General features: G+C 51.5%; 19 protein-coding genes. 12 read left to right on the top strand and 7 right to left on the bottom strand.

From position 1 onward, the window contains the following. Nucleotides 1-185: 185 nt before the first annotated feature. Both QQK89_RS04010 and QQK89_RS04005 read right to left on the bottom strand, forming a co-directional pair. Complete coding sequence (locus QQK89_RS04010; protein ID WP_284237154.1) at nucleotides 186-836, bottom strand: GntR family transcriptional regulator; 651 nt, start codon at nucleotides 834-836, stop codon at nucleotides 186-188. 45 nt (nucleotides 837-881) lie between these two features. Further along, complete coding sequence (locus QQK89_RS04005) at nucleotides 882-1,703, bottom strand: alpha/beta fold hydrolase (protein WP_284237153.1); 822 nt, start codon at nucleotides 1,701-1,703, stop codon at nucleotides 882-884. Nucleotides 1,704-1,804: 101 nt separating this feature from the next. On the opposite strand from QQK89_RS04005, the gene QQK89_RS04000 reads away from it, so the two are divergent. Next, nucleotides 1,805-2,542, top strand: a complete 738-nt coding sequence (locus QQK89_RS04000) for an MBL fold metallo-hydrolase (protein WP_284237152.1) — start codon at nucleotides 1,805-1,807, stop codon at nucleotides 2,540-2,542. A gap of 123 nt (nucleotides 2,543-2,665) precedes the next feature. Here the strand turns inward: QQK89_RS04000 and QQK89_RS03995 are convergent, their stop codons facing one another. Both QQK89_RS03995 and QQK89_RS03990 read right to left on the bottom strand, forming a co-directional pair. Then, nucleotides 2,666-5,941, bottom strand: coding sequence for a DEAD/DEAH box helicase (locus tag QQK89_RS03995; RefSeq protein ID WP_284237151.1), 3,276 nt, complete (start codon nucleotides 5,939-5,941; stop codon nucleotides 2,666-2,668). A gap of 20 nt (nucleotides 5,942-5,961) precedes the next feature. Beyond that, nucleotides 5,962-6,411, bottom strand: a complete 450-nt coding sequence (locus QQK89_RS03990) for a MarR family winged helix-turn-helix transcriptional regulator (RefSeq protein ID WP_284237150.1) — start codon at nucleotides 6,409-6,411, stop codon at nucleotides 5,962-5,964. 137 nt (nucleotides 6,412-6,548) lie between these two features. Here QQK89_RS03990 and QQK89_RS03985 point away from each other — a divergent pair, with 137 nt between their 5' ends. After that, nucleotides 6,549-7,460: an NADP-dependent oxidoreductase gene (locus QQK89_RS03985; RefSeq protein ID WP_284237149.1), complete on the top strand. Its 912-nt coding sequence runs from the start codon at nucleotides 6,549-6,551 to the stop codon at nucleotides 7,458-7,460. Nucleotides 7,461-7,618: 158 nt separating this feature from the next. After that, a complete protein-coding gene (locus QQK89_RS03980; RefSeq protein ID WP_284237148.1) occupies nucleotides 7,619-8,593 on the top strand; it encodes a glycoside hydrolase family 43 protein in 975 nt (324 codons plus the stop codon). 57 nt (nucleotides 8,594-8,650) lie between these two features. Here the strand turns inward: QQK89_RS03980 and QQK89_RS03975 are convergent, their stop codons facing one another. Beyond that, the gene (locus QQK89_RS03975) at nucleotides 8,651-11,188 is read right to left on the bottom strand and encodes an exosporium glycoprotein BclB-related protein (RefSeq protein WP_284237147.1); all 2,538 of its coding nucleotides are present in this window, start codon (nucleotides 11,186-11,188) and stop codon (nucleotides 8,651-8,653) included. 225 nt (nucleotides 11,189-11,413) lie between these two features. On the opposite strand from QQK89_RS03975, the gene QQK89_RS03970 reads away from it, so the two are divergent. Beyond that, the gene (locus tag QQK89_RS03970) at nucleotides 11,414-12,526 is read left to right on the top strand and encodes a tetratricopeptide repeat-containing glycosyltransferase family 2 protein (RefSeq protein WP_284237146.1); all 1,113 of its coding nucleotides are present in this window, start codon (nucleotides 11,414-11,416) and stop codon (nucleotides 12,524-12,526) included. Here the strand turns inward: QQK89_RS03970 and QQK89_RS03965 are convergent. Continuing rightward, complete coding sequence (locus QQK89_RS03965) at nucleotides 12,512-13,297, bottom strand: AraC family transcriptional regulator (protein WP_284237145.1); 786 nt, start codon at nucleotides 13,295-13,297, stop codon at nucleotides 12,512-12,514. The genes QQK89_RS03970 and QQK89_RS03965 overlap by 15 nt on opposite strands. 156 nt (nucleotides 13,298-13,453) lie before the next feature. Here QQK89_RS03965 and QQK89_RS03960 point away from each other — a divergent pair, with 156 nt between their 5' ends. The 5 genes from QQK89_RS03960 to QQK89_RS03940 all read left to right on the top strand — a co-directional run bounded on the left by QQK89_RS03960 (nucleotide 13,454) and on the right by QQK89_RS03940 (nucleotide 17,639). Continuing rightward, nucleotides 13,454-14,197 carry a phytanoyl-CoA dioxygenase family protein gene (locus tag QQK89_RS03960; protein WP_284237144.1) on the top strand — a complete coding sequence of 248 codons (744 nt, stop codon included), beginning with the start codon at nucleotides 13,454-13,456 and terminating at the stop codon, nucleotides 14,195-14,197. 100 nt (nucleotides 14,198-14,297) lie between these two features. Beyond that, nucleotides 14,298-14,723 carry a MarR family winged helix-turn-helix transcriptional regulator gene (locus QQK89_RS03955; RefSeq protein WP_284237142.1) on the top strand — a complete coding sequence of 142 codons (426 nt, stop codon included), beginning with the start codon at nucleotides 14,298-14,300 and terminating at the stop codon, nucleotides 14,721-14,723. A gap of 15 nt (nucleotides 14,724-14,738) precedes the next feature. Then, complete coding sequence (locus tag QQK89_RS03950; RefSeq protein ID WP_284237141.1) at nucleotides 14,739-16,577, top strand: ABC transporter ATP-binding protein; 1,839 nt, start codon at nucleotides 14,739-14,741, stop codon at nucleotides 16,575-16,577. Beyond that, the gene (locus QQK89_RS03945; RefSeq protein WP_284237140.1) at nucleotides 16,574-17,140 is read left to right on the top strand and encodes a DUF1697 domain-containing protein; all 567 of its coding nucleotides are present in this window, start codon (nucleotides 16,574-16,576) and stop codon (nucleotides 17,138-17,140) included. The genes QQK89_RS03950 and QQK89_RS03945 overlap by 4 nt, the downstream gene beginning before the upstream one ends. A 175-nt stretch (nucleotides 17,141-17,315) precedes the next feature. After that, on the top strand, nucleotides 17,316-17,639 hold the full coding sequence (locus QQK89_RS03940; RefSeq protein WP_284237139.1) for a hypothetical protein: 324 nt from the start codon (nucleotides 17,316-17,318) through the stop codon (nucleotides 17,637-17,639). Between the two features lie 73 nt (nucleotides 17,640-17,712). Here the strand turns inward: QQK89_RS03940 and cidR are convergent, their stop codons facing one another. Then, entirely contained in the window at nucleotides 17,713-18,603 is an 891-nt protein-coding gene (cidR, locus tag QQK89_RS03935; protein ID WP_284237138.1) for a cidABC operon transcriptional activator CidR, read from the bottom strand. 107 nt (nucleotides 18,604-18,710) lie between these two features. Here cidR and QQK89_RS03930 point away from each other — a divergent pair, with 107 nt between their 5' ends. The 3 genes from QQK89_RS03930 to QQK89_RS03920 are packed head-to-tail and all read left to right on the top strand — an operon-like array spanning nucleotide 18,711 to nucleotide 20,680. Continuing rightward, nucleotides 18,711-19,082 (top strand): CidA/LrgA family protein, encoded by a 372-nt coding sequence (locus tag QQK89_RS03930; protein ID WP_284237137.1) that lies wholly within the window; start codon nucleotides 18,711-18,713, stop codon nucleotides 19,080-19,082. After that, entirely contained in the window at nucleotides 19,079-19,753 is a 675-nt protein-coding gene (locus tag QQK89_RS03925; protein WP_284237136.1) for an LrgB family protein, read from the top strand. Before QQK89_RS03930 ends, QQK89_RS03925 begins: the two co-directional genes overlap by 4 nt. A 30-nt stretch (nucleotides 19,754-19,783) precedes the next feature. Next, nucleotides 19,784-20,680 carry a DMT family transporter gene (locus QQK89_RS03920; RefSeq protein WP_284237135.1) on the top strand — a complete coding sequence of 299 codons (897 nt, stop codon included), beginning with the start codon at nucleotides 19,784-19,786 and terminating at the stop codon, nucleotides 20,678-20,680. Nucleotides 20,681-20,683 lie beyond the last annotated feature (3 nt).

The raw sequence follows: 20,683 nt of genomic DNA, 5'->3' as shown, positions 1-20,683 counted from the left end.
AACAGGAAGAGGCCGTCCCAAAAGGTGATCGCCACTGTGAAGACGGTTCACATTATCAATAAAGAGTGTTTTTTATGCAAATATCGCTGCAAAGGGTTACCCTTGCAGCGATATTTTTTGCTCCTGCTGTTTTCTTCAGCAAATTATGGGCAAGCGAAAGCCACCCTCTTTACTCGTCCTTGCTGTTATTTCATCAAACCACCAAGAATAAATTGCTCGTGAACGTCGGCGTATTGCTCGGTTACCGCAGCTTTCGCAGCATCGATATCGCCGGCTTTAATCGCTTCATACATCCGTCTATTGGTCTGCACGGAGCGGCTAGGCTGATATTGCGGATATTTTTTGCGGTAAGCGACGGTATGGAAGACGTACCGGCCTCGGTACAGCTCCATAATTTGCAGCATGCTATCGTTATGGATGGTGCGAAGAATCGTTTCGGTAAACAACAAAGTATTGTTGTAATAGTTGTAATGATCGCCTTGCTCCATGGCGAGCTGCTGCTCCTCCAGCAGATGGCCTAGCGTATCCAGATCGAAGGCAAGCTGGCGTTTCACCGCCGTGTCGAGTACAAACAGCTGCATCGAGACCAGCACTTCATACATTCCGCTGAAATCATGCGCGGATACTTCCTTCACCATGACGCCGCGACCGCGAAAGGATCCCACAAGTCCTTCGCGTTCCAATAAGGAGATGGCAGCCCGGATTGGCGTCCGGCTCATGCCAAGAAGCCCCGCGAGTTCATTTTCCGAGAGCATCGACCCCGGCATATATTCAGCCCGCATAATTCGTTCTCTTAATTCACGGTAAGCAATCGTTTCCAGAGAAGTCGAAGACATTTGAGATTATCCTTTATCAGTTTTTAGCTTAATAGTATCAAAACCTTATTGTCTTGCAAATAGCGCCGACAAGTAATCGCCAACAACTTGGTTAAACGCTTCCGGCCTATCCGCATTGGCGCAATGGCCGGCTCCGGGTAGAACGACAAGCCGCGAACGCGGCTCCAGCTGATGCAGCAGATTCGCGGCTTCGTGAATAAGATCACGGTCATGTTCGCCAACTAGGAGAAGCATGGGGTAAGGCATCGGTTTCCACCGATCGGTGAAGAAGGAGCCCATGCCGCTCATGGCTTGAAAGGATTGCCGGCGGAAATGCCGTATTCCTTGATCAAATAAGCGGCGCCCCTCCTCCGTATAGCAGGATGCTTTCAGTACATATTGTTTGAATCTGGTCATTGAGAACAGGATGTACCCTAGCCATTTCAATCCTTCCATGAGCTGTTCCTTGCGAATCCGTTTGTTGGCTTTATGGATGGAATAGCCGCCAACGATAATGACTGATTGCACCTGCTGAGGATAACGGTCCGCAAAAGCTTGCGCCACAAGCGAGCCGAGAGAAACGCCGAGGAGATGGCAGGACTCTATGTGGTTATCAGCTAGAATTCCACTGATGATGTCCGGCATGTCTTTTATCGTAAATTTGGTTCTCGCTGCTGTTGTTGCTGTTGCCTGCAGGCCATGTCCAGGCAAATTCAGCACAACCAGCTGATATTGATCTTGCAAATATGCGATCTGCTCTTCGAACAGGGTGTAATCCGCAAACGCAGCATGCAATAACACAATGGTTTCTTTGTCCGCGTTGCACTGAATGTAGTAAGGAAATGCATTCTCGCCAAGCGTGACAGACTTTTGTTCCAACGGCATCATACAATATTCCCCCTTGGATACAATTGACAATAAAATCCAGATCCGATTATGATATTGGCGGAACCTCCGGGTACCCATTAAAAATAAAGGATGATGCGATCATGCTCCTACAAAAGCTGCCATGGGCAGGTGTGCGCTTGCAAAGTGGAGAGACATCCATTGCCATCGACCCGATGTATCATTTTCCTGCGAAGTTTGGTTCCTCCCATGAAGAGTTGGTTCCGCTTAATGAATTTGGTCAGGTTGAAGCTGTCTTTATAACGCATCATCACGAGGATCATTACGATCCAAAAGCGATTGCCGAATATTATGGCGCGTCTGTGCCGGTATACGTTCCGCAAGATTCCTTGAAGCACATGACCGATACTCCGCTAAGAAACGTACATGGAGTAAGCTTGGGACAACAAATTGAAGTAGGAGAGCTCCAGGTGACGGCAGGCTATTCCGTGGACGGATTTGGCGACCCTCAAGTATCTTGGATTGTGGCAGGGGAAGGGAAAAAGGTTATACATTGCGGCGACACGTTATGGCATGGTTTCTGGTGGAAGCTGAGCAAAACCTATGGTCCGTTTGATGCCGCTTGCTTGCCCGTAAATGGCGCCGTTGTACAGTTTCCGGGGATGATTCCAAGCGGGCAGCCGATTACCTTGACGCCGGAACAAGCGGTAGCGGCAGCAGTCGTGCTGCAGGCAAATACGCTTGTGCCGATTCATTTCCGGGCGATTCATCATCCTCCGATTTATCGCGAAACGCCTGATATTGTGGAGCGGCTTTATAATGCCGCCAAGGACCAAATTAATCTTGCTATTCTTCAGACCAAAGATATCCTGACTTTATAACTGACCTTCTAACTTACGCAAAGGAAATTCTCATCATGTCTCCTGAAGCGGTAGGAGGAGCGATGTTCACCGTTTATTCAAAAAAAGCAGCTGCACGGGAAAATACCCGTGCAGCTGTTTTCCTTATAAATCCTGTTCGTTTGCGCCAATCGCCAGAATCTCGCGGATATCCGCTTCGGTCAGCGAGGATAGCTGCTCTTCGCCGGGCCGGATGATATCGTCGATCATATTTTTTTTGCGCTGCTGCAAGGTGTACATTTTGTCTTCTATCGTTCCGTGGGCGGCTAACCGGATAACTTGAACAACCTTGGTCTGTCCGATCCGGTGCGCCCGGTCGGCAGCTTGCTGCTCGACAGCCGGGTTCCACCACAAGTCGTACAAGACGACGGTGTCGGCTCCGGTCAAGTTAAGTCCCGTACCGCCGGCTTTCAGCGAAGCGAGGAATATATCCTTCTCGCCGTCGTTAAACCGGTTGCACAGCTCAACCCGTTCTGCGGCTTTCGTGCTGCCGTCTAGATAGAAGTAGGACACGCCTTGCCGGACTAGCTCCTTGCTGATAAGACCCAGCATTTCGGTGAATTGGGAGAAGATCAGCATTCGTTTGCCGGTACTTCGGCATTCCTCGATAATCTCGAACAGCTGCTCGAACTTGGCGGAGCTGCCTTCGTAATCGGTTATGAATAGAGCCGGATGGCAGCAGATTTGGCGCAAGCGGGTGAGTCCGGCCAATATTTTGATCCGGTTCTGATGGAAGCTTCGGTCGTTATCCAGATGTTTGACGGTTTCCGTACGAAGCTTCGCCAGATACGAGACGTAAAGTTTCTTCTGCTCCGGGAGCAAGCTTGTTGCTTGCATGGACTCGATTTTTTCCGGCAGCTCCTTTAAGACATCGGTCTTCAGACGTCTAAGCAGGAACGGACGCGCGCGGCGCGCGATATCTTCTCTTGGCATATCGGAGAAGACATGGCGTGCAGGGAACAGCTCCGGGAATATCGCGCCAAAGATCGACCACAATTCCTCGACCCTATTTTCCAGAGGGGTGCCGGTTAAGCCGAATCGGTGTTTGGCCTGCAGCGCTTTAACGGCTTGAGCCGTTTGCGTCGTATGATTTTTGAATGCCTGCGCTTCATCCAATATGACGGTATGGTAGTAATGATGGACATAGAGGTCGATATCCCGGCGCAGAAGCGGGTAGGATGTAACGATAACATCAACGCCTGTCAAAGCCCGCAGCTTAGCCGCTCTTTCCGGCCTTGAACCGTCGGCGACGATAACCTCAATCTCCGGCGCGAACCGTTTCAGCTCGCTTAGCCAGTTATACATAAGAGAAGCGGGCGCAACGATGATGGCCGGTTGCTTCAGCTGTCTGATCTCAGGCAGAACGGACAGGAGGAAAGCGATGCTTTGAATCGTTTTGCCAAGTCCCATATCGTCGGCTAGAATGCCTCCGAACCGGTAATGGGCGAGCGTCTTCATCCATTGGAAGCCGTATTTCTGATAATCTCTCAACACGGATTGAAGACTTGCCGGCACTTCAAATTCCAGATGGTCCGGGTTGCGAATATGGGCGAGCAGCTTGCGCAAGGATTTGCCGAGCTGAATGGTTCTTCCATCATTCTCGTAATCGGCAAGATGAAGTCCCCGCGCGAGCGGAATTCGGAAGGCCGGCTGATTCAAATCCGTTCGCAGAAAGCCCGTTTCGTTAATCATTCTTGTAATAGCTTCATATTCTTTGCCTTCCAGCGGCAGCAGCGCACCGCTTTGCAGGCGGTAAAATCGCCGTTTCTCCACAATTGCGCGCAAGACGCTGCGAATTTCATTATCCGAAATGCCGGTCAATTCGAATTTAAACTCGAGCCAATCGGTCCGCTCATCAACTTCCACCTTCAGGATCGGCGGGGTGCTAGGGATCGCTATCCGCAGCTTGACGGCCGACGTCGCATGGACGTGCAGCAGCTGTTCAAGCTTTGGAACCGTATGCCGCAAAAACTCATATTCGCTGTCTTCATCTTGCATATAGTAGCCAAGCTCCGTGGTTACAAAACCGCTTTGCTCCATAATATCGAGAATCTGGTTCTCCCGCGTGCCATCCCGCAGCAGAATGCGGTCGGTGTTCTTGTAATCGTGATTAGCCGCAAGCGGGTTTATGCGGATATCGCCATATTGGAACTCTAGCTCGGCAAGCAGCTTGTCCCTGACCCGGTCGAGATAAAGCCTTGCGGCAAGCGGGGTTTGCACGATTTTTTCGGAGACGCTTCTCGTAACTTTTACTTGTCCAAGCTTCATAAGCTCGGGAACAACCTTGTCCATAAACGGTTCAATGTGCTCCTCTGCGATCACGACATGTTGTCTGCGCGAGGCATCCAGCATGTTTTTCAGATCGGCAAGCCGTTTGCACGACGCTTCCGGTAGCGGTACGATGCAGCCTTCGCTCAGCACCAGATTGTAAGCGGACAAAACGGTGATTTTATCCAATCCTTCCACGTCCAGCTGAAAACCTTGCCCGTCATGCTCGCCGAATTCGAACCGGACGGGAGCGATAACTTCGCTTATTTGCAGACCGGCGGTTACGGTGCCATCCTGATCAATCAGTACGGAAGGGCAAGCGGCAAGAAGCGGCAGCACCTTCGGCCAGTCGGCAGGCGGAATCATAATCATCCGGTTGTTCGTCTTGCTGCGTGCCCGCCCGTTCGCCGCTTGCGCGGCTTCTTGGTACAACGTTTCGTTCCTGCTGATTCGGACAAGTTCGCCGAGCAAGGCATAATCTTCGGTCTTGAACCGGTGTTCGGCAGGATGGAAGGTGAAGTTTTTGGAAAAAGTCCGGGTCACGTTTAATACTACGCCTTCGATAAAAGCGCGGATATCCGGTACCGCATATAGTCTGCCAAGACCTACCCTCAGCTCAATTCCAATCCGGTAATCCCGGTAGCCGCTTGAATAGATGACGCAGGTGAATTGAACGTCAACGGGCGTGCGGGTATCTCTGACATATCGCGTACTGCCTAGATGGAGCGGCTGCTCGCGGCCCTGAACGCTGAACAAGTCGAGAATGCTCGACGATAACAGCTGGTCGCTTGCGGAAATACGGGCTAGATTAAGCGCCTCTTCGGGCGGTTCGGGTTGTTCTAACAGATGCAGAAGCATCGCGGCGACATGTTCGCAATATTTATCCTCAGGATCAAAATCCGGGCATGTGCAGGTAGCTACGATATCGCCCCGGAATAGAGAGGCCGACACGATAAAGTCGCGGTTCGTCCGGACGTTTGCTTCGCAGAAAGGCTTATCCGGGTCGTACTGAACAATCGTTACCCCGCCTGCCTGCCAGATTGATTCGCCTTCTTCAAAAGCAAATCTGCCGCATAACACCCGGACATCGTCATCGGTATATTGAAAGCTCATAGGCTGGAATCCTTTCCGGGTTATTGGCTTAATTGATGCAATAAACGGAGCAGCTGGCCGCGATCTTCGGGCGATAAGGCGGAGAGCGCCTTATCCGCCGACTCGCTCATGGCATGCCGGGCATGCTCGATAAGCGGAGGAGCGGTCTCCGACAGTCGGATGAACGTAGCTCTGCGGTCATCCGGGTCCGGCGTGCGCACAATGAGCTTTGCTTGCTCAAGCGCATCCACGAATTGAGTAACGGTCCGCGGCTTAATGCCAAGTTTTGCGGCAATGTCGCTCATTTTGATTTGTCCGGCTTCCTGAACGGAGATCAGGAACCTAAGTCTTGGGCCAGACAAATAATCCGGTACTTCGAGAGCGGATAATTGGGATTCAAATTGAAGATGAAGCTGATGGGTCGTCCGGAGCAAATGTTCCAGAACATGACCAGCCGTTGGGATCGTATCGAACGTTTCGGATACAGCCATTATGCTTAAATCCTCCTTGACTTTTATTGCCCGTAATCGCATTATTTAATTTAGTGAGTATACTCAATATGTGTTCAATCTGTATTTTAGATTTTACATGAAATCATTCTATATTCCAAGAAGGGGAGATCGTTTCCATGATGCAAGCCATTCGTTATCATCGGTATGGAGGACCAGAAGTTCTTCAGCTCGAGCATATAGCAAGACCAATTCCGCAAACAGGGGAAGTTCTTATTCGCGTCAAAGCTGCTGGTGTCTTGCCGGTAGATTGGAAGATCCGCAAAGGCTTGTTCAAGATGCCAATGCAGTTCCCGGTTATTCCGGGTACGGCGTTTGCCGGCGTTATTGAAGAGGTTGGGCCGGATGTGACGGAACTTTTTGTAGGACAGGAGGTATTTGGAAGAAGCACAAATGGGACGTATGCCGAATATACAACGGCACCCGCGGATTCCGTTGCGCCTAAACCTTCTTCCATCAGATTTGAAGAAGCGGCCACGATATCCGGCGGGGCAACGACGGCTTGGTGTGCGTTGAACAATGCGGATGTCAAAGCCGGGGACCGGGTATTTATTCACGGCGCGGCAGGAGGCGTCGGATTGTTTGCCGTCCAGTTCGCCAAATGGAAAGGGGCTAATGTGGTCGCAACGGCAGGCCCAGAGAATGTGGCTTTCATCCGTTCCCTAGGCGTAGATACCGTTATCGATTATACGTCTTCGCCGTTTGAAGCGGGACTGGAAGGCCAAATGGATTTTGTGCTCGATACGGTTGGAGGGGGAACGCTTGAGCGATCTTGGCAACTGGTCAGGAAAGGCGGGACTCTTCTTACCATAACGGGACAACCTCCGATTGAGCGCGGAGAGCAGGAAGGCGTGCGCGTTATACGTTCGGCTCTTGCCGAAAGACAAGATTTATTCGACATTGCGGAGCTTATGGATCGCGGAATTGTTCGGACGCAGATTCAGGCTGTTTACCCGCTTGATAAGGCGCAGCAGGCCCATAGCCAATCGGAAACCGGACATGGCAGGGGACGAATAATCATTCAGCCATAAACAAGTTGGAATAGGTGAAAAACGTTTATTTTTTGCGAAAATCTTAATTTTACATGCAAAAACCTTTAATTTATTTAGTTTATCGCCATGAATTTCAGATTAGAATGGAAAAGGTGTAATAGAATCGTACCAGTAATGCGCCAAAAGGAGATATGATCATGTCCAAACCTAATGAACCAATCGTCTCGCATATTTTTACAGCAGATCCTTCTGCGCATGTTTTTGAAGGGAAAATTTATATTTATCCTTCTCATGATCTTGATCATGACGGTCCAACTAACGATAATGGCGATCAATACCAAATGGAAGACTATCACATATTGTCGATGGAGGATGCGAACTCCCCTTGCATCGATCATGGCGAAGCCCTTCACGTGAAGGATGTGCCTTGGGCGTCCAAGCAAATGTGGGCACCGGATGCGGCATTCAAAAATAATACGTATTACTTGTATTTCCCTGCAAGAGACAAAGATGGGATCTTCCGTATTGGCGTAGCAACAAGCGCATCGCCTGCGGGTCCATTCAAAGCAGAAGAAAACTATATTCCTGGCAGTTACAGCATCGATCCAGCCGTTCTGGTGGATGAAGACAATCGGGCGTTTATGTATTTCGGCGGACTTTGGGGCGGCCAATTGGAAAAATGGACAACCGGCGAATTTGTAGCGGACGCTGCCGATCCGGACGTTAACGGTCCGGCGCTTGGGCCACTCGTTGCTGAACTTACCGAAGATATGCTGACGTTCAAGAGCGATCCGGTAGAGATTTCAATTGTGGATGAGGAAGGAAATCCGCTGCTTGCGGGCGATGAGGAACGCAGATATTTCGAAGGACCGTGGATGCACAAATATAATGGCAAGTATTACTTGTCTTATTCTACCGGTTCTACCCATAAGCTCGTGTATGCAATCGGCGACAATCCGCAAGGACCTTTTGTATACAAGGGTACAATCTTGACGCCTGTAATTGGTTGGACGACGCATCACTCCATCGTTGAATTCCAGAACAAGTGGTATTTGTTCTATCACGATGCCTCGCTGTCCGGCGGCGTGGACCATAAGCGCAGCGTGAAGTTTACCGAGCTTAAATACAATGAGGACGGTACGATTCAAACGATCGATCCTTATGACAATTAGAATAAGAGAAAGCACGGAGCTATTGGGGCTCCGTGCTTTTTTGTGTACGGATTGTGTTTACACGATGGTTAACCCGGCGCTTGCATAACCGGCAACGGTGGTTGCCACGTCGATGCCAGCCGTTACGCTTGCCGAGAAGACCATCAGCAATCTAGTGCCTGCTGTAACCGGTATGGAGAGGCCGGTCGTAAGGCCGGAAGAAATGGTGCCAAGGGCAAGAACGCCTGCAAAGGGAGGAGATAACGTTACTAAGGCACCGGGAACAGCCGTAAACGTGTTGTTAGGAGTTGTGGATTGAAAGAGTTGAGCGGTAATTGTGACCGTTGAACCAACAAGCGACAAGGCTGCGGTTGTGCTGAAATAAGCAGCCACAGACGTTATTGTTCCGGCTCTCGGCGTAGAGAAGGAAGTATTCAGCAAAATGCCGGGGCCTCCCGTTAAATCTATGGTTCCGCCGGCGATTGTCACTCCGGCTGCATTTGTTCCAAATGCGGTTAAAGCGGATGTGTTCAGCAAACCTCCAAGTACGGTCGTCAGAGTGGTCGGTGTTCCTGATGCAAAAGGAATAATGGCTCCAGAGCCAGCTGCCCCTGTAGCTCCGGTTACGCCAGTCGCGCCAGTAGCGCCAACACCAGTTGCGCCAGTCGCGCCAGTCACACCGGTAGCGCCTGTGGCACCGGTAGCGCCAGTGGCACCGGTAACGCCGGTAGTGCCTGTAGCTCCAGTGACGCCAGTGGCACCGGTAACGCCGGTAGTGCCTGTAGCTCCAGTGACGCCAGTTGCACCGGTCGCGCCGGTGATGCCAGTTGCACCGGTAACGCCGGTAGCCCCAGTCGCGCCAGTGTCGCCGGTAGTGCCGGTAGAGCCAGTGGAGCCGGTAGAGCCGGTAGCGCCAGTAGCGCCAGTCGTGCCGGTGTCGCCAGTGGCACCTGTAGCGCCGGTTGCGCCTGTAGCGCCAGTCGCGCCAGTATCGCCGGTCGTACCGGTGTCGCCTGTAGCGCCGGTAGAGCCAGTAGAGCCAGTAGAGCCAGTGACACCAGTCGCGCCAGTCGCACCAGTCACGCCGGTGTCGCCAGTGGCACCGGTAGAGCCAGTGGTACCGGTCGCGCCAGTCGCGCCGGTAGAGCCAGTCGCACCGGTAGAGCCAGTCGCGCCGGTGTCGCCAGTGGCACCGGTAGAGCCAGTCGCGCCTGTAGAGCCAGTTGCGCCAGTAGAGCCAGTCGCGCCGGTGTCGCCAGTGGTACCGGTAGCGCCAGTGGCACCGGTAGCGCCAGTAGAGCCAGTCGCGCCGGTGTCGCCAGTGGTACCGGTAGCGCCAGTGGCACCGGTAGCGCCAGTAGAGCCAGTCGCGCCGGTATCGCCAGTCGCGCCAGTCGCGCCAGTAGCGCCGGTGTCGCCAGTGGTGCCGGTGTCGCCAGTGGTGCCGGTATCGCCAGTCGCGCCAGTGGCACCTGTAGCGCCGGTATCGCCAGTCGCGCCAGTCGCGCCAGTCGTGCCGGTGTCGCCGGTGGCACCGGTAGAGCCAGTGGTACCGGTCGAGCCAGTGTCGCCGGTAGCCCCAGTCGCACCGGTAGAGCCAGTCGCGCCAGTAGAGCCAGTAGAGCCAGTGGCCCCAGTCGTACCAGTAGCACCAGTAGCGCCGGTGCCGCCAGTAGAGCCAGTGGCCCCGGTCGAACCCGTCGACCCGGTAACTCCAGTCGCGCCAGTCGACCCGGTGGCCCCAGTCGACCCGGTAACTCCAGTCGCGCCACTGGCGCCAGTAGGGCCAATAACGCCAGTCGAACCCGTGGCGCCAATTGTGCCAGCTGTGCCCGTGCTTCCCGTGGCGCCAGTAGCCCCGGCTACGCCAATGCCGGTAGCGCCGGTAGCGCCGGTAGCGCCCGTGGCTCCTGTAGACCCGGTGCTGCCGGTGGCTCCTGTCGCGCCCGTCGTGCCGGGGCTGCTATCTCCGGTAGCGCCCGTAGCTCCAGTCGCCCCCGGCGCCCCGGGCCCCCCTGCAGGGCCAGGCAAACCATCCGCTCCTGCTTGACCGGTCGCTCCCGTTGGCCCCGCAGGACCCACCGGGCCAACGGGCCCTGCTTCACCGGCAGCGCCGGCTGGCCCGGCAGCACCGGCCGGCCCCGCAGTACCAGCCGGACCGGCAACGCCGGCAGGGCCTTGCGGACCGGTTGGACCGGGAGGTCCTGACGAAGGACTGATGACAGGGATAATCACGGCAAGCTGACGGGAAATGGTACGGATTTGTCCGATTAAGGAATCCTTGGATGATGGAGGGATATTAAATAATAAGGCATCTGAACCCAGAATATTAATTAGAGACTCAAGCAAGATGACCGTGCCAAGAGGAGAGAAAGGATTGGTCTCAACTAATGTAATCAGGTTTTCCAGCAGGGAAAGTATGGCAGCTTGTTCTTCAACATTGTAATCAATCGTTAATACAAGCGAACGCAACTCATTTAAGATCGTATTCAGTTGGGACACGCGGCTTGATGTCGGGTTTTCAAGAACGCTTGGAAGCAGGTTCGACAAATCGGTCAACAGATTTTGCAAGGAAGCTAACTGCGATGCCGTAATCGGAATTGGACCAGTGGCCATTCTTTTTATCACTCCTCTAGATGCGAGATTGACTTTTTCGGCAGGCTTGCGGCTGGCAAATTCTCCTTCACCTCTTCTCAACGCATACGCCCAAAGATTGGAATAATGAAAAATATGTTCCATAAATTAGTAATATTCTTTAAGGCTAAAGGAAAAAGAAGGCTTGTCCGTCGAGATCAGTCATAACACCGCGGAAAAAATCGAATAAAAGGGGTGTTGCTCGCGATGATCAGCATAAGTCTTTGTCTGATTGTGAGGAATGAAGAGGATGTTTTGGCGCGTTGCTTGGATTCGGTGAATGGAATCGCGGACGAGATCGTTATTGTAGACACAGGATCATCGGACCGGACTAAAGAGATCGCGTTATCCTATACGTCTCAAGTATACGAGTTTGAATGGATTGACGACTTTGCCGCTGCGCGTAACTATGCCTTTGGCAAAGCGGCTTGCGACTACATACTGTGGCTGGATGCGGACGATATTTTTATGGAAGAGGATCAGGTGAAGCTGCTCGAGCTGAAAGCCTCGCTGTCACCGGATGTGGATACGGTGTCGATGCTCTATCATTTGTCGAAGGATGAGAGCGGGGTTGTTACGAACAGGCTTCGCCGGAACCGGTTAGTCAAGCGGGAACGCGGGTTCAAATGGATTGGCGCCGTCCATGAATACTTGGAGGTATACGGGGTGGCGCTGGCAACGGACATCGCCGTCACCCATGCAAGTACGCGGCATGACAGCGAGCGGAATTTACGCATTTATGAACAACGCTTAGCGCAAGGGGAAGAGTTAAGTCCAAGAGATCTTTATTATTTTGCCAACGAGCTCAGGGATCACAGCCGATTTGAGAAGGCGGTTCTTTATTACAACCGGTTCCTTCATTCCAAAAAAGGGTGGGTGGAGGATAATATTGCGGCTTGCGGCAAACTGGCCGATTGCCATGCGGCTTTAGGCGATCAGGAGCTGGCGCTCGAGGCTGCTCTTCGTTCCTTCCAATATGGCAGCCCGAGAGCGGATAATTGCTGCCGCATCGGCTATTACAAGCTTCAGTCCGGTGCTTACGAGACTGCCGCTTACTGGTACGAAGCCGCTTTGCGGGCTCCCAAGCAGGAGGAAGCCTGGTCGATGCAAAATACCTCCTGTTCAACCTGGCTGCCGCACCTGCAGCTTTGCGTATGTTACGACAAGTTAGGCCAATGGCTGAAAGCTTATGAGCATAACGAAATCGCCCGCGCTTACCGTCCGGATCATCCGTCGGTTCTCCATAACAAGTCGTACTTGGAAGGACTGTTGGTTCAGGAGTCCACAATGGAACAAACCTCGAATTTAAGCTTTTCGTAAACCGCTCCATGATAATTGGCGAATTTCGGAAGCCGTTCTGCCGGTGGCTTGCTTGAGTTGCCTCGCGAAATGGTGAGAGGTCTTGAATCCGCATAGCAAAGCGACTTCCGTAATCGTTAAGCCTGTGTTGGTGAGCAGTTCAACAGCTTTGTTAATCCGCAAATTCCATAAATATTGAAATGGCGTCATGTGCTCGTGTTGTTTGAACAAACGGACCAGATGCTCCGGCGATAGGTTTACGCTAGCGGAAATCTCTTTCAATGTGACGTCTTCCGCATAGTGCTCCCGCATCCAGGAAATGGCGGCGTAGATGGCCGGATGTTTTTCCGTTTGATGAAGGGTCCGCTTGGATTCTACCGGATACAGATGCAGAGCGGCAAGTCCAAGCTGCAGCATGACCGGATCGGAAGAGGATACATTCCGCTGCAGGCCGATAAGGAGATCCGTCAGCCGGTTCATATCTTCGGTAAGCGGCAGACATTCGGGCAGGCGGCGGAATGATTCCAGCGTCTCGTCATCAAGTTCCGGCGCATGGACGGCAATCCAGCGATGCCAAGTATCTTCGGTTTTGGAGAACACAAACTGCTCTTCATGTCCGGGAAGCAGAAGCACGACATGGCCGGGCTCGGCATGAAGCTCACGGCCGTCGATCGTCACCGTCATTTCACCGGTATAAAGCATCACAAGCTGTAAATCCATCTGAATGCGAGGACCAAACTTTCCGCCAGGCGGATAAACGACGGAACCGGCTACCGCGGACGTTACATGCATGACAATCACCTCTAACTGTTATTGTAGTTGAAGAATCATGCCGATATCAATGACAGATACAAAATAGCAAACGACAGCCATTGTTAGGATAGGGGAGCGGGAGTACGATAAGGGTAACGCTCGAGCTAAAAATCAATCCACAAAGGAGAATGCTTAATGAATACAACTTTTACGGCTCCCCTTACTCCCCTAACGGAAGAACAGATTGCATTTTTTAGAGAAAACGGTTATCTATTATGGAAGAACGGGATGTCCAGCGATTTGATTGATGCCTTTAACGGACACATCTATGATATCAGGAACCAATCGCCGATGCCCGAGTGGGCGGCATGCGAGGAATCGAAAAAATATTCCCTGCGGTTATTTAATCCGCATAAACACGACAGCATGTCGAGACAACTGATGAAGCATCAGCTTGTCCGCGGAGCGCTTGCGCAATTGATGGGCAAAAAGGCGGTTTGCGTGCAAAGCATGTATTTCTACAAAGAGCCGGGTTCCCCGGGACAGGCTGCCCATCAAGATTATTACTACATCAAAAATGATCCCATGACGATGATTGCCGCATGGACGGCGATGGAGGATCGAATTGATGTCGAGAACGGCTGTCTGTGGGTTATGCCGGGTACTCACCGACTGGGGCTGCTGCCGCATGGCGCGGTCAAAAACATCGAAGAACACGAGCCTTGGACCGAGGAGACGGAAGGCGTGGATACGACCAAACAAGTACCGGTAGAGATGGAAAAAGGGGATATTTTGTTTTTCAGCGAGCTGCTCATCCATTCATCGGGCAAAAACCGGAGCACGGACAGATGGCGCCGTTCCTACGTCTGCCATTATATTCGCGAGGATTCGAATGTCCTCCACCGGGAAGATTTGCGTCAAAAGTATCCCTTATATTAAAGCGGAAGAGAAGAGAGTTGAAAGGCTCTCTTTTTTTTGCGTATAATTAGTTTACAACCGTAACGGTTCACACTCATAACTAAAAAGGTGGCTTTTTGCAATGGCTGATCAAGCGATGGATATTTACCATTCTTTCTTTAAGATTACCCGCCAGCTGAAGAAGTTGGCCTTTCATAGCGCCGCTCATCTGGGGCTAACCGTTCACCAGATCAATATATTGGAATCGGTCCGGTTAAATCCGGGGCAGAAGCAAAAGGAACTGACGGAGCGGCTTGTATTTGCCAAAAGCCGGGTCAGCGTCCATATTGACTCGCTTGTCGAGAAGGGGCTTGTGATCCGCGAGCCTTCCGAGCAGGACCGGAGAGAAATTCAGTTGTTTATTACGCCAGGCGGCGAAGAACTGTGCAGGCAATATAACTTGGAAGCAGCTTCGTATAAGGCGTTAAGCCATGCGCTCGAACAGTTGCAGCAGGAAGAGATCGATAAGCTTCGCGAGCTTCACCAGCGGATCTTGACTCACCTGTAAGGAAGGGGGAACGAAATGTCCAGAATGTATGGAGGCCCCGGCGGAATGGGCTTTAACAAGATGAAATTTGATGACGGGACAAAGCCGGAAATTACAAAAGAAATGCTCCGCCGGATTTCGGCTTATTTTATTCCGTATTGGAGGCAGACCGCCGTTGTTCTGGTGATTCTTCTGATCTCCTCCGGATTAGGCGTGCTGCCGTCTATCTTTATTCAGCATATCGTTGACGATGCGCTGCCGAATAAGGATATGAGGCTGCTTCTCGAGCTGGTGTTGATCTCGCTTGCGGCAACGGTTGCGTCCGGTCTGATTGGCGTTCTGCAAAGCTACCTCAATTCCTATATTTCGCAAAATATTGTGTACGACATGAAAAACCAGATGTACCGCCATCTGCAGAAGATGCCGATGCAGTTCTACTCCAATGTGAAGCAAGGCGAGGTCATTACGAGGATGACCAGCGATATTGCCGGCATACAAGGCGTATTTAACAGCACCGTCGTCAATTTCGCGAGTAATCTGTTTATCCTTGCGACAACGCTTGGAACGTTGTTCGTCATGAACTGGAAGCTCGCTATTCTCGGGATGTGCGTGGTTCCTTTGTTTCTTGTGCCAACCCGGAAAATGGGCCGTGTCCGCTGGAATATTGCCAAGCAGACGCAGGAGAAAATGTCCGAGCAAAATCATATTATCCAGGAAACTTTGAGCATTAGCGGTTATCTGCTGATGAAGCTGTTCACGAAAGAGCAGAAGGAATTTGAGGGTTTCCAAGCGGTAAATGCCGAATCTACCCGGCTGCAAATAAGAGAATCGATGGCCGGCCGTTGGTTCATGATGCTGCTGACGACGTTTACAACGATAGGTCCAATGCTGATCTATTTGTATGGCGGATATTTATATATTCAAGGTGAAATAACGGTCGGGGCAATTATCAGCTTTGTTGCATTGCTCGGCAGAGTATACGGTCCATTCGGACAAATGACCAACCTGTACGTTGAAATCAATCGCTCAATCGCGTTGTTTGAACGGATCTTCGATTATTTCGATATGGAGCCGGTTATTGTTAATAAACCCGAAGCGCGGGACATAGATCTTGCTGGAGCAGATATCGTGTACGAGGATGTAAGCTTTACTTATCAGAAAGACAAGCAAGCTTTGCGGCATATTTCTTTCAGAGCCGCGACGGGAACGATGACGGCGCTGGTTGGTCCTAGCGGGGCGGGCAAAACAACCATCACCAATCTGCTGCCGCGGCTGTACGAACGTCAATCGGGAGCGATACGGATCGGGGGAACCGATATCCGGGATATGACGCTGGAGTCGCTGCGGTCCCAGATTGGACTTGTCACGCAGGACAGTTATCTGTTTAACGGGACGATCCGGGAAAACCTGATGTATGCCAATGATGAAGCGACCGAAGAAGAAATGATAGCCGCATGCGAAGCCGCCTATATTCACGAATTTATTATGGAGCTGCCCGAAGGTTACGATACGGTTGTTGGCAACCGGGGGATGAAGCTTTCTGGAGGAGAAAAGCAGCGAATTGCGATCGCAAGGGTGTTGCTCAAAGATCCGGCGATCATTGTGATGGATGAAGCCACGTCTTCCCTCGATACCGTATCGGAATATTACATTCAGAAGGCGATGAGCCTTTTGCTGCAGAATAAGACTAGTATTGTTATTGCGCACCGGTTGTCGACCATTATGGCGGCGGATCAAATTCTGGTCGTGCAGGATGGAACGATCGTCGAAGAAGGGCGTCACGAAGAGCTGCTTCAGTTGAACGGCGTGTACAAAGACTTGCACGAGAAGCAATTTGAACGGCATCTACTTACGGATAAGGAGAAATGGTTATGACAGTCCATATTGCTTTGTTGCGAGGCATTAATGTCGGCGGGAAAAACAAGATCAAGATGGCGGATCTTAGAGACGCGCTTGCTGCAATCGGTCTAGAAGATGTTCAAACCTATATTCAGAGCGGCAATATTTTGTTCACATCGGATGAGGACGAACAAACGCTCCGAAGCCGGATCGAGCAGCGAATCGAAGAGGTATTTGGCCTTCCAATCAGGGTTATTATTCGAACGGCTGATGAAATGAGAAGAATAGCGGCCAACTGCCCGTTCTCGGCAGAGCAGCTTGCTGCCGCGGCGGCCAGCGAACAAGGCGAATCGCTGTATGTATCAATGATGCTGGAAGAGCCGTTATCAGATCGGCTTGAGAAGCTTCAGGCTTTTGTATCCGAGGAGGAATTGTGCCATTGCGAGGGGCGGGACTTGTACTTGCTATTCTATCAGAGCATCCGCAATTCCAAATTAGCCGTTAAAGCCGAGAAGCTAGGCGTTCATTCCACCGTCCGCAACTGGAATACGGTTAACAAGCTGGTTGCGCTGGCCAATGCGATGGAAGCGGTTAAATGAAATTAGCCAGATAAGCAAGAGAAAAAAGCTTCTAATCCGCGTTGGATTAGAAGCTTTTTTCTCTTGCGTAAAGATCAGACCTAGCTGGCGGTACGGCTGCCTATACCAAGTCATGGGTATTGGCATACGCTAAGGCAGGCTTCAAATTACATCTCTCTTAAAGGAGTCTTCATAAATGACAAAATCCAATCGAGGATTTGTACCACCTGGCGGCGGCTTTATTCCGCCCGGCGGGTTTCAGCCTCAGCCATGGCAACCTCAACCATGGTGGGGCTGGCCGCCTCCGCGTCCGCCATGGTGGGGATGGGGCCCTCCGCCGCCTCCACGTCCGCCATGGGGCGGTCCGCCTTGGGGAGGACCATGGCCAGGAGGTCCGGGTCATGGCCCAGGCCCAGGCGGCCCGGGTATGGGACCGGGTGGCCCAGGTATGGGACCGGGCGGTCCAGGTATGGGACCAGGCGGCCCGCCTCCGGGACCGCGAGTGAGCAGAAATAGATAAATGAAAAACGGCGTGTTAAATGGATCCCCCATTTAGCATGCCGTTTTTCATTTAAGTACTGTTTTGTCATCGATCAAACCTCATGCCCCAGCACTTCTCTCGCGAACGCGATCCACTCCCGAGTAGCAAAGGACAAATAGCTGTCCTTGCGCCAGATAAGGGCTAAATGCCAAGGAATGCTAGGCGACGTTAGCGGGATGACGCGCAGACGTTCCTGGTCAAGCTCATGGCAAATGGCTTCAGGCAGAAGCGCAATTCCCATATTGGCGGCAACCATCTCGCTTATAAAATCCCACTGCGTGCTTTTGTAGACGACATCGGGATGAAATCCCAACTTCTCGCATTCGGCGATAATCCGGTCATGCAAGGTGAAATCTTCATGGAAGAGCAGGAAGGGCTCGTCCTTCAGCTCAATGAACGGCACTTCGTCACGATTCGCAAGTTTATGCGAAGAAGGAACAACGAGCATCAAGTCCTGCCGCAGGAAGCAGAAGGAATCAAACTTCTCTTCATTAGTTGGCAGCAGGATCACCCCGATATCGAGCTCTCCCGAGCCAACATCGGCTTCCACTTTTTTGGCCCCGTGCTCGAACAGCTGCATCGTAATCTTTGGGTATTTCTCCCGGAACTTTCCGATAATGCGCGGGAAAAAGGTGACGCCTACCATTGGAGGCAGTCCAATTCGAATATGGCCAACCTTCATCTCCATCAGTTCGGATAATCTGGAGTTCATCTGGCCGAAGGATTGAACCATTTGCTGCGCCTGCTCGAGCAGAATCGAACCGGCATCGGTTAATTTGATTCGTTTGCCGGTACGCTCGAACAAAACAACGCCAAGCTCCTCTTCGAGGTTTTTGATCATCTTGCTGATCGTCGGCTGCGTGATATAAAGGGACTGCGCGGCTTTCGTAAAGCTCTGGAAGCGGGCGGCTTCCACAAAATATTGCAAATGTCGGATATCCAAACAAGATGTCTCCTATCCATAGATAATTGGAATGAAAACCATTCTGTAAATGTATTTTACCTATGAATAAGGCTGCTGTACACTTCCATTAAAGGGAGTTGGCCGTTATGCGTTACCTTATGAAGTTGTTTATTCAAGTGTTGTTCTTTATCGTGCTTTCCTGGTTGATGAATCAGCTCGTCATCTGGCTGCATCTTCCGGTTCCAGGCAGCATTCTCGGAATGCTTCTGCTGTTTATTATGCTTCAAGCGAAGATTATTCCCCGCAAATGGGTGGAATCCGGTTCGGATTGGCTGATTGCTACAATGCTGCTCTTCTTTATTCCGCCTGCCGTTGGCATCATCGGGTACCGGCAATTGGTCATCAGCTCCGGCGTTCAGATTGCTCTAGTGATCGGTCTAGGCACGATTATCGTCATGTTGTGCAGCGGACTTGTGGCGCAGCAGGTTGCTAGACGGAAAGGGGGCTCGCAAGGATGATCATTTCAATGATTAGCTTAATAATAACGATTGCCGTATATCTGTTAGCCAAAAAGCTATACCGGCATAAACCGATGCTGCTGTTATCGCCATTGATTGTGACGCCAGTCCTGCTCATTATCCTGCTTGCGGTTACCAAAACAAGTTATGCCCATTATAACGCCGGCGCGCATTGGTTATCCGATATGCTGGGACCGGCAACCATTGCTTTTGCTATTCCGTTGTCCAGACATTATGATCTTATCAAACAACATGCTGCCCAGATCATAATCAGCGTGTTGACCGGTTCTGCCGCCGCAGTTGCATCGTCCTTGTGGCTGGCCGAAGGATTTGGCCTCGATAAGTCGATGACGTATAGTCTGATCCCTCATTCCACAACGACGCCTATCGCCATGAATGTGGCCGAGACAATTGGAGGGATTCCGACGATTACAGCGGTTGCGGTCATGATTACGGGTATTTTTGGTTCTATAGTTGGACCTCCGATCATTCGTCTGTTCCGAATCCGCAATGAGGTTGCGAGAGGCGTTATGCTAGGAACAAGCGCTCACGGGGCAGGGACTTCCAAAGCGTTTGAGCTTGGCAGCATATCAGGAACGGTATCCAGCGTTTCGATGATTCTAACCGCTATTCTAACCTTGTTTTTGACACCGCTTGTCCTAGGACAATAACGGTTTTTACATTCGAAAGGAAGATTTCGATTGAATAAAAGAACTACGTTTTTTCTCATATTTTTTTTAGTGCTGGTATGGGGAATTAACTGGCCGTTATCCAAATATGCGCTGCAGGATATGCCGCCCGTCTTATTTTCCGGCGTACGGACGCTGCTTGGCGGGCTGCTCTTATTAATCGCGGCGATTCCGCGGTACCGTCGTTTGCGGTTCAAGCAAACCTGGCATATTTATCTCTTGTCAGCCCTTGTGAACGTTATTCTGTATTATGGTTTGCAGACGATTGGCATTCAATATTTGCCTGCCGGACTATTCTCGGCTATTGTATTCCTTCAGCCCGTATTGGTGGGAATCTTCTCGTGGGCTTGGCTTGGAGAGCGAATGTACGGCCTTAAAGTCATAGGACTGGTGCTTGGATTTGCCGGGGTTGGCGTCATCTCGAGCGGTGCAAGCGGTGCTTCGGGCCATATCTCGATCGCGGGAATTGTGCTGGCGCTTGGTTCCGCGCTGAGCTGGGCGCTTGGCACCGTCTATGTGAAGAAAAATAGCGGCAAGGTAGATAATATATGGCTAGTCGCCTTGCAACTAATGATTGGCGGCATATTTATGACCGGTCTCGGCTCGGTTACGGAGAGCTGGTCCGATGTGGTATGGAGCACCGAATTTATAGCGAGCCTTCTGTTTATTTCGATCTTCGTCATTGCGCTAGGCTGGCTTGTGTTCTATAAGCTGATGGATTCCGGGGAAGCGAGCAAGGTGGCTTCATTTACATTTCTCATTCCGTTGGTAGCGATATTAATCGGCACGATTGTTCTGAACGAACCGTTTACTTACTCCTTATTGATCGGTCTGGTTCTGGTGCTCGGAAGTATATATCTGGTGAATCGTCCCAGAAGGCCGCTGCCTAAGCTGATCGGGAACTCTTAAATA

The sequence above is a fragment of the Paenibacillus glycanilyticus genome, from assembly GCF_030161375.1.
GTDB classification, from domain to species: domain Bacteria; phylum Bacillota; class Bacilli; order Paenibacillales; family Paenibacillaceae; genus Pristimantibacillus; species Pristimantibacillus glycanilyticus_B.
The sequence above is the reverse complement of the archived record's forward strand: the minus strand, read 5'-3'. Positions and strand labels throughout refer to the sequence as shown.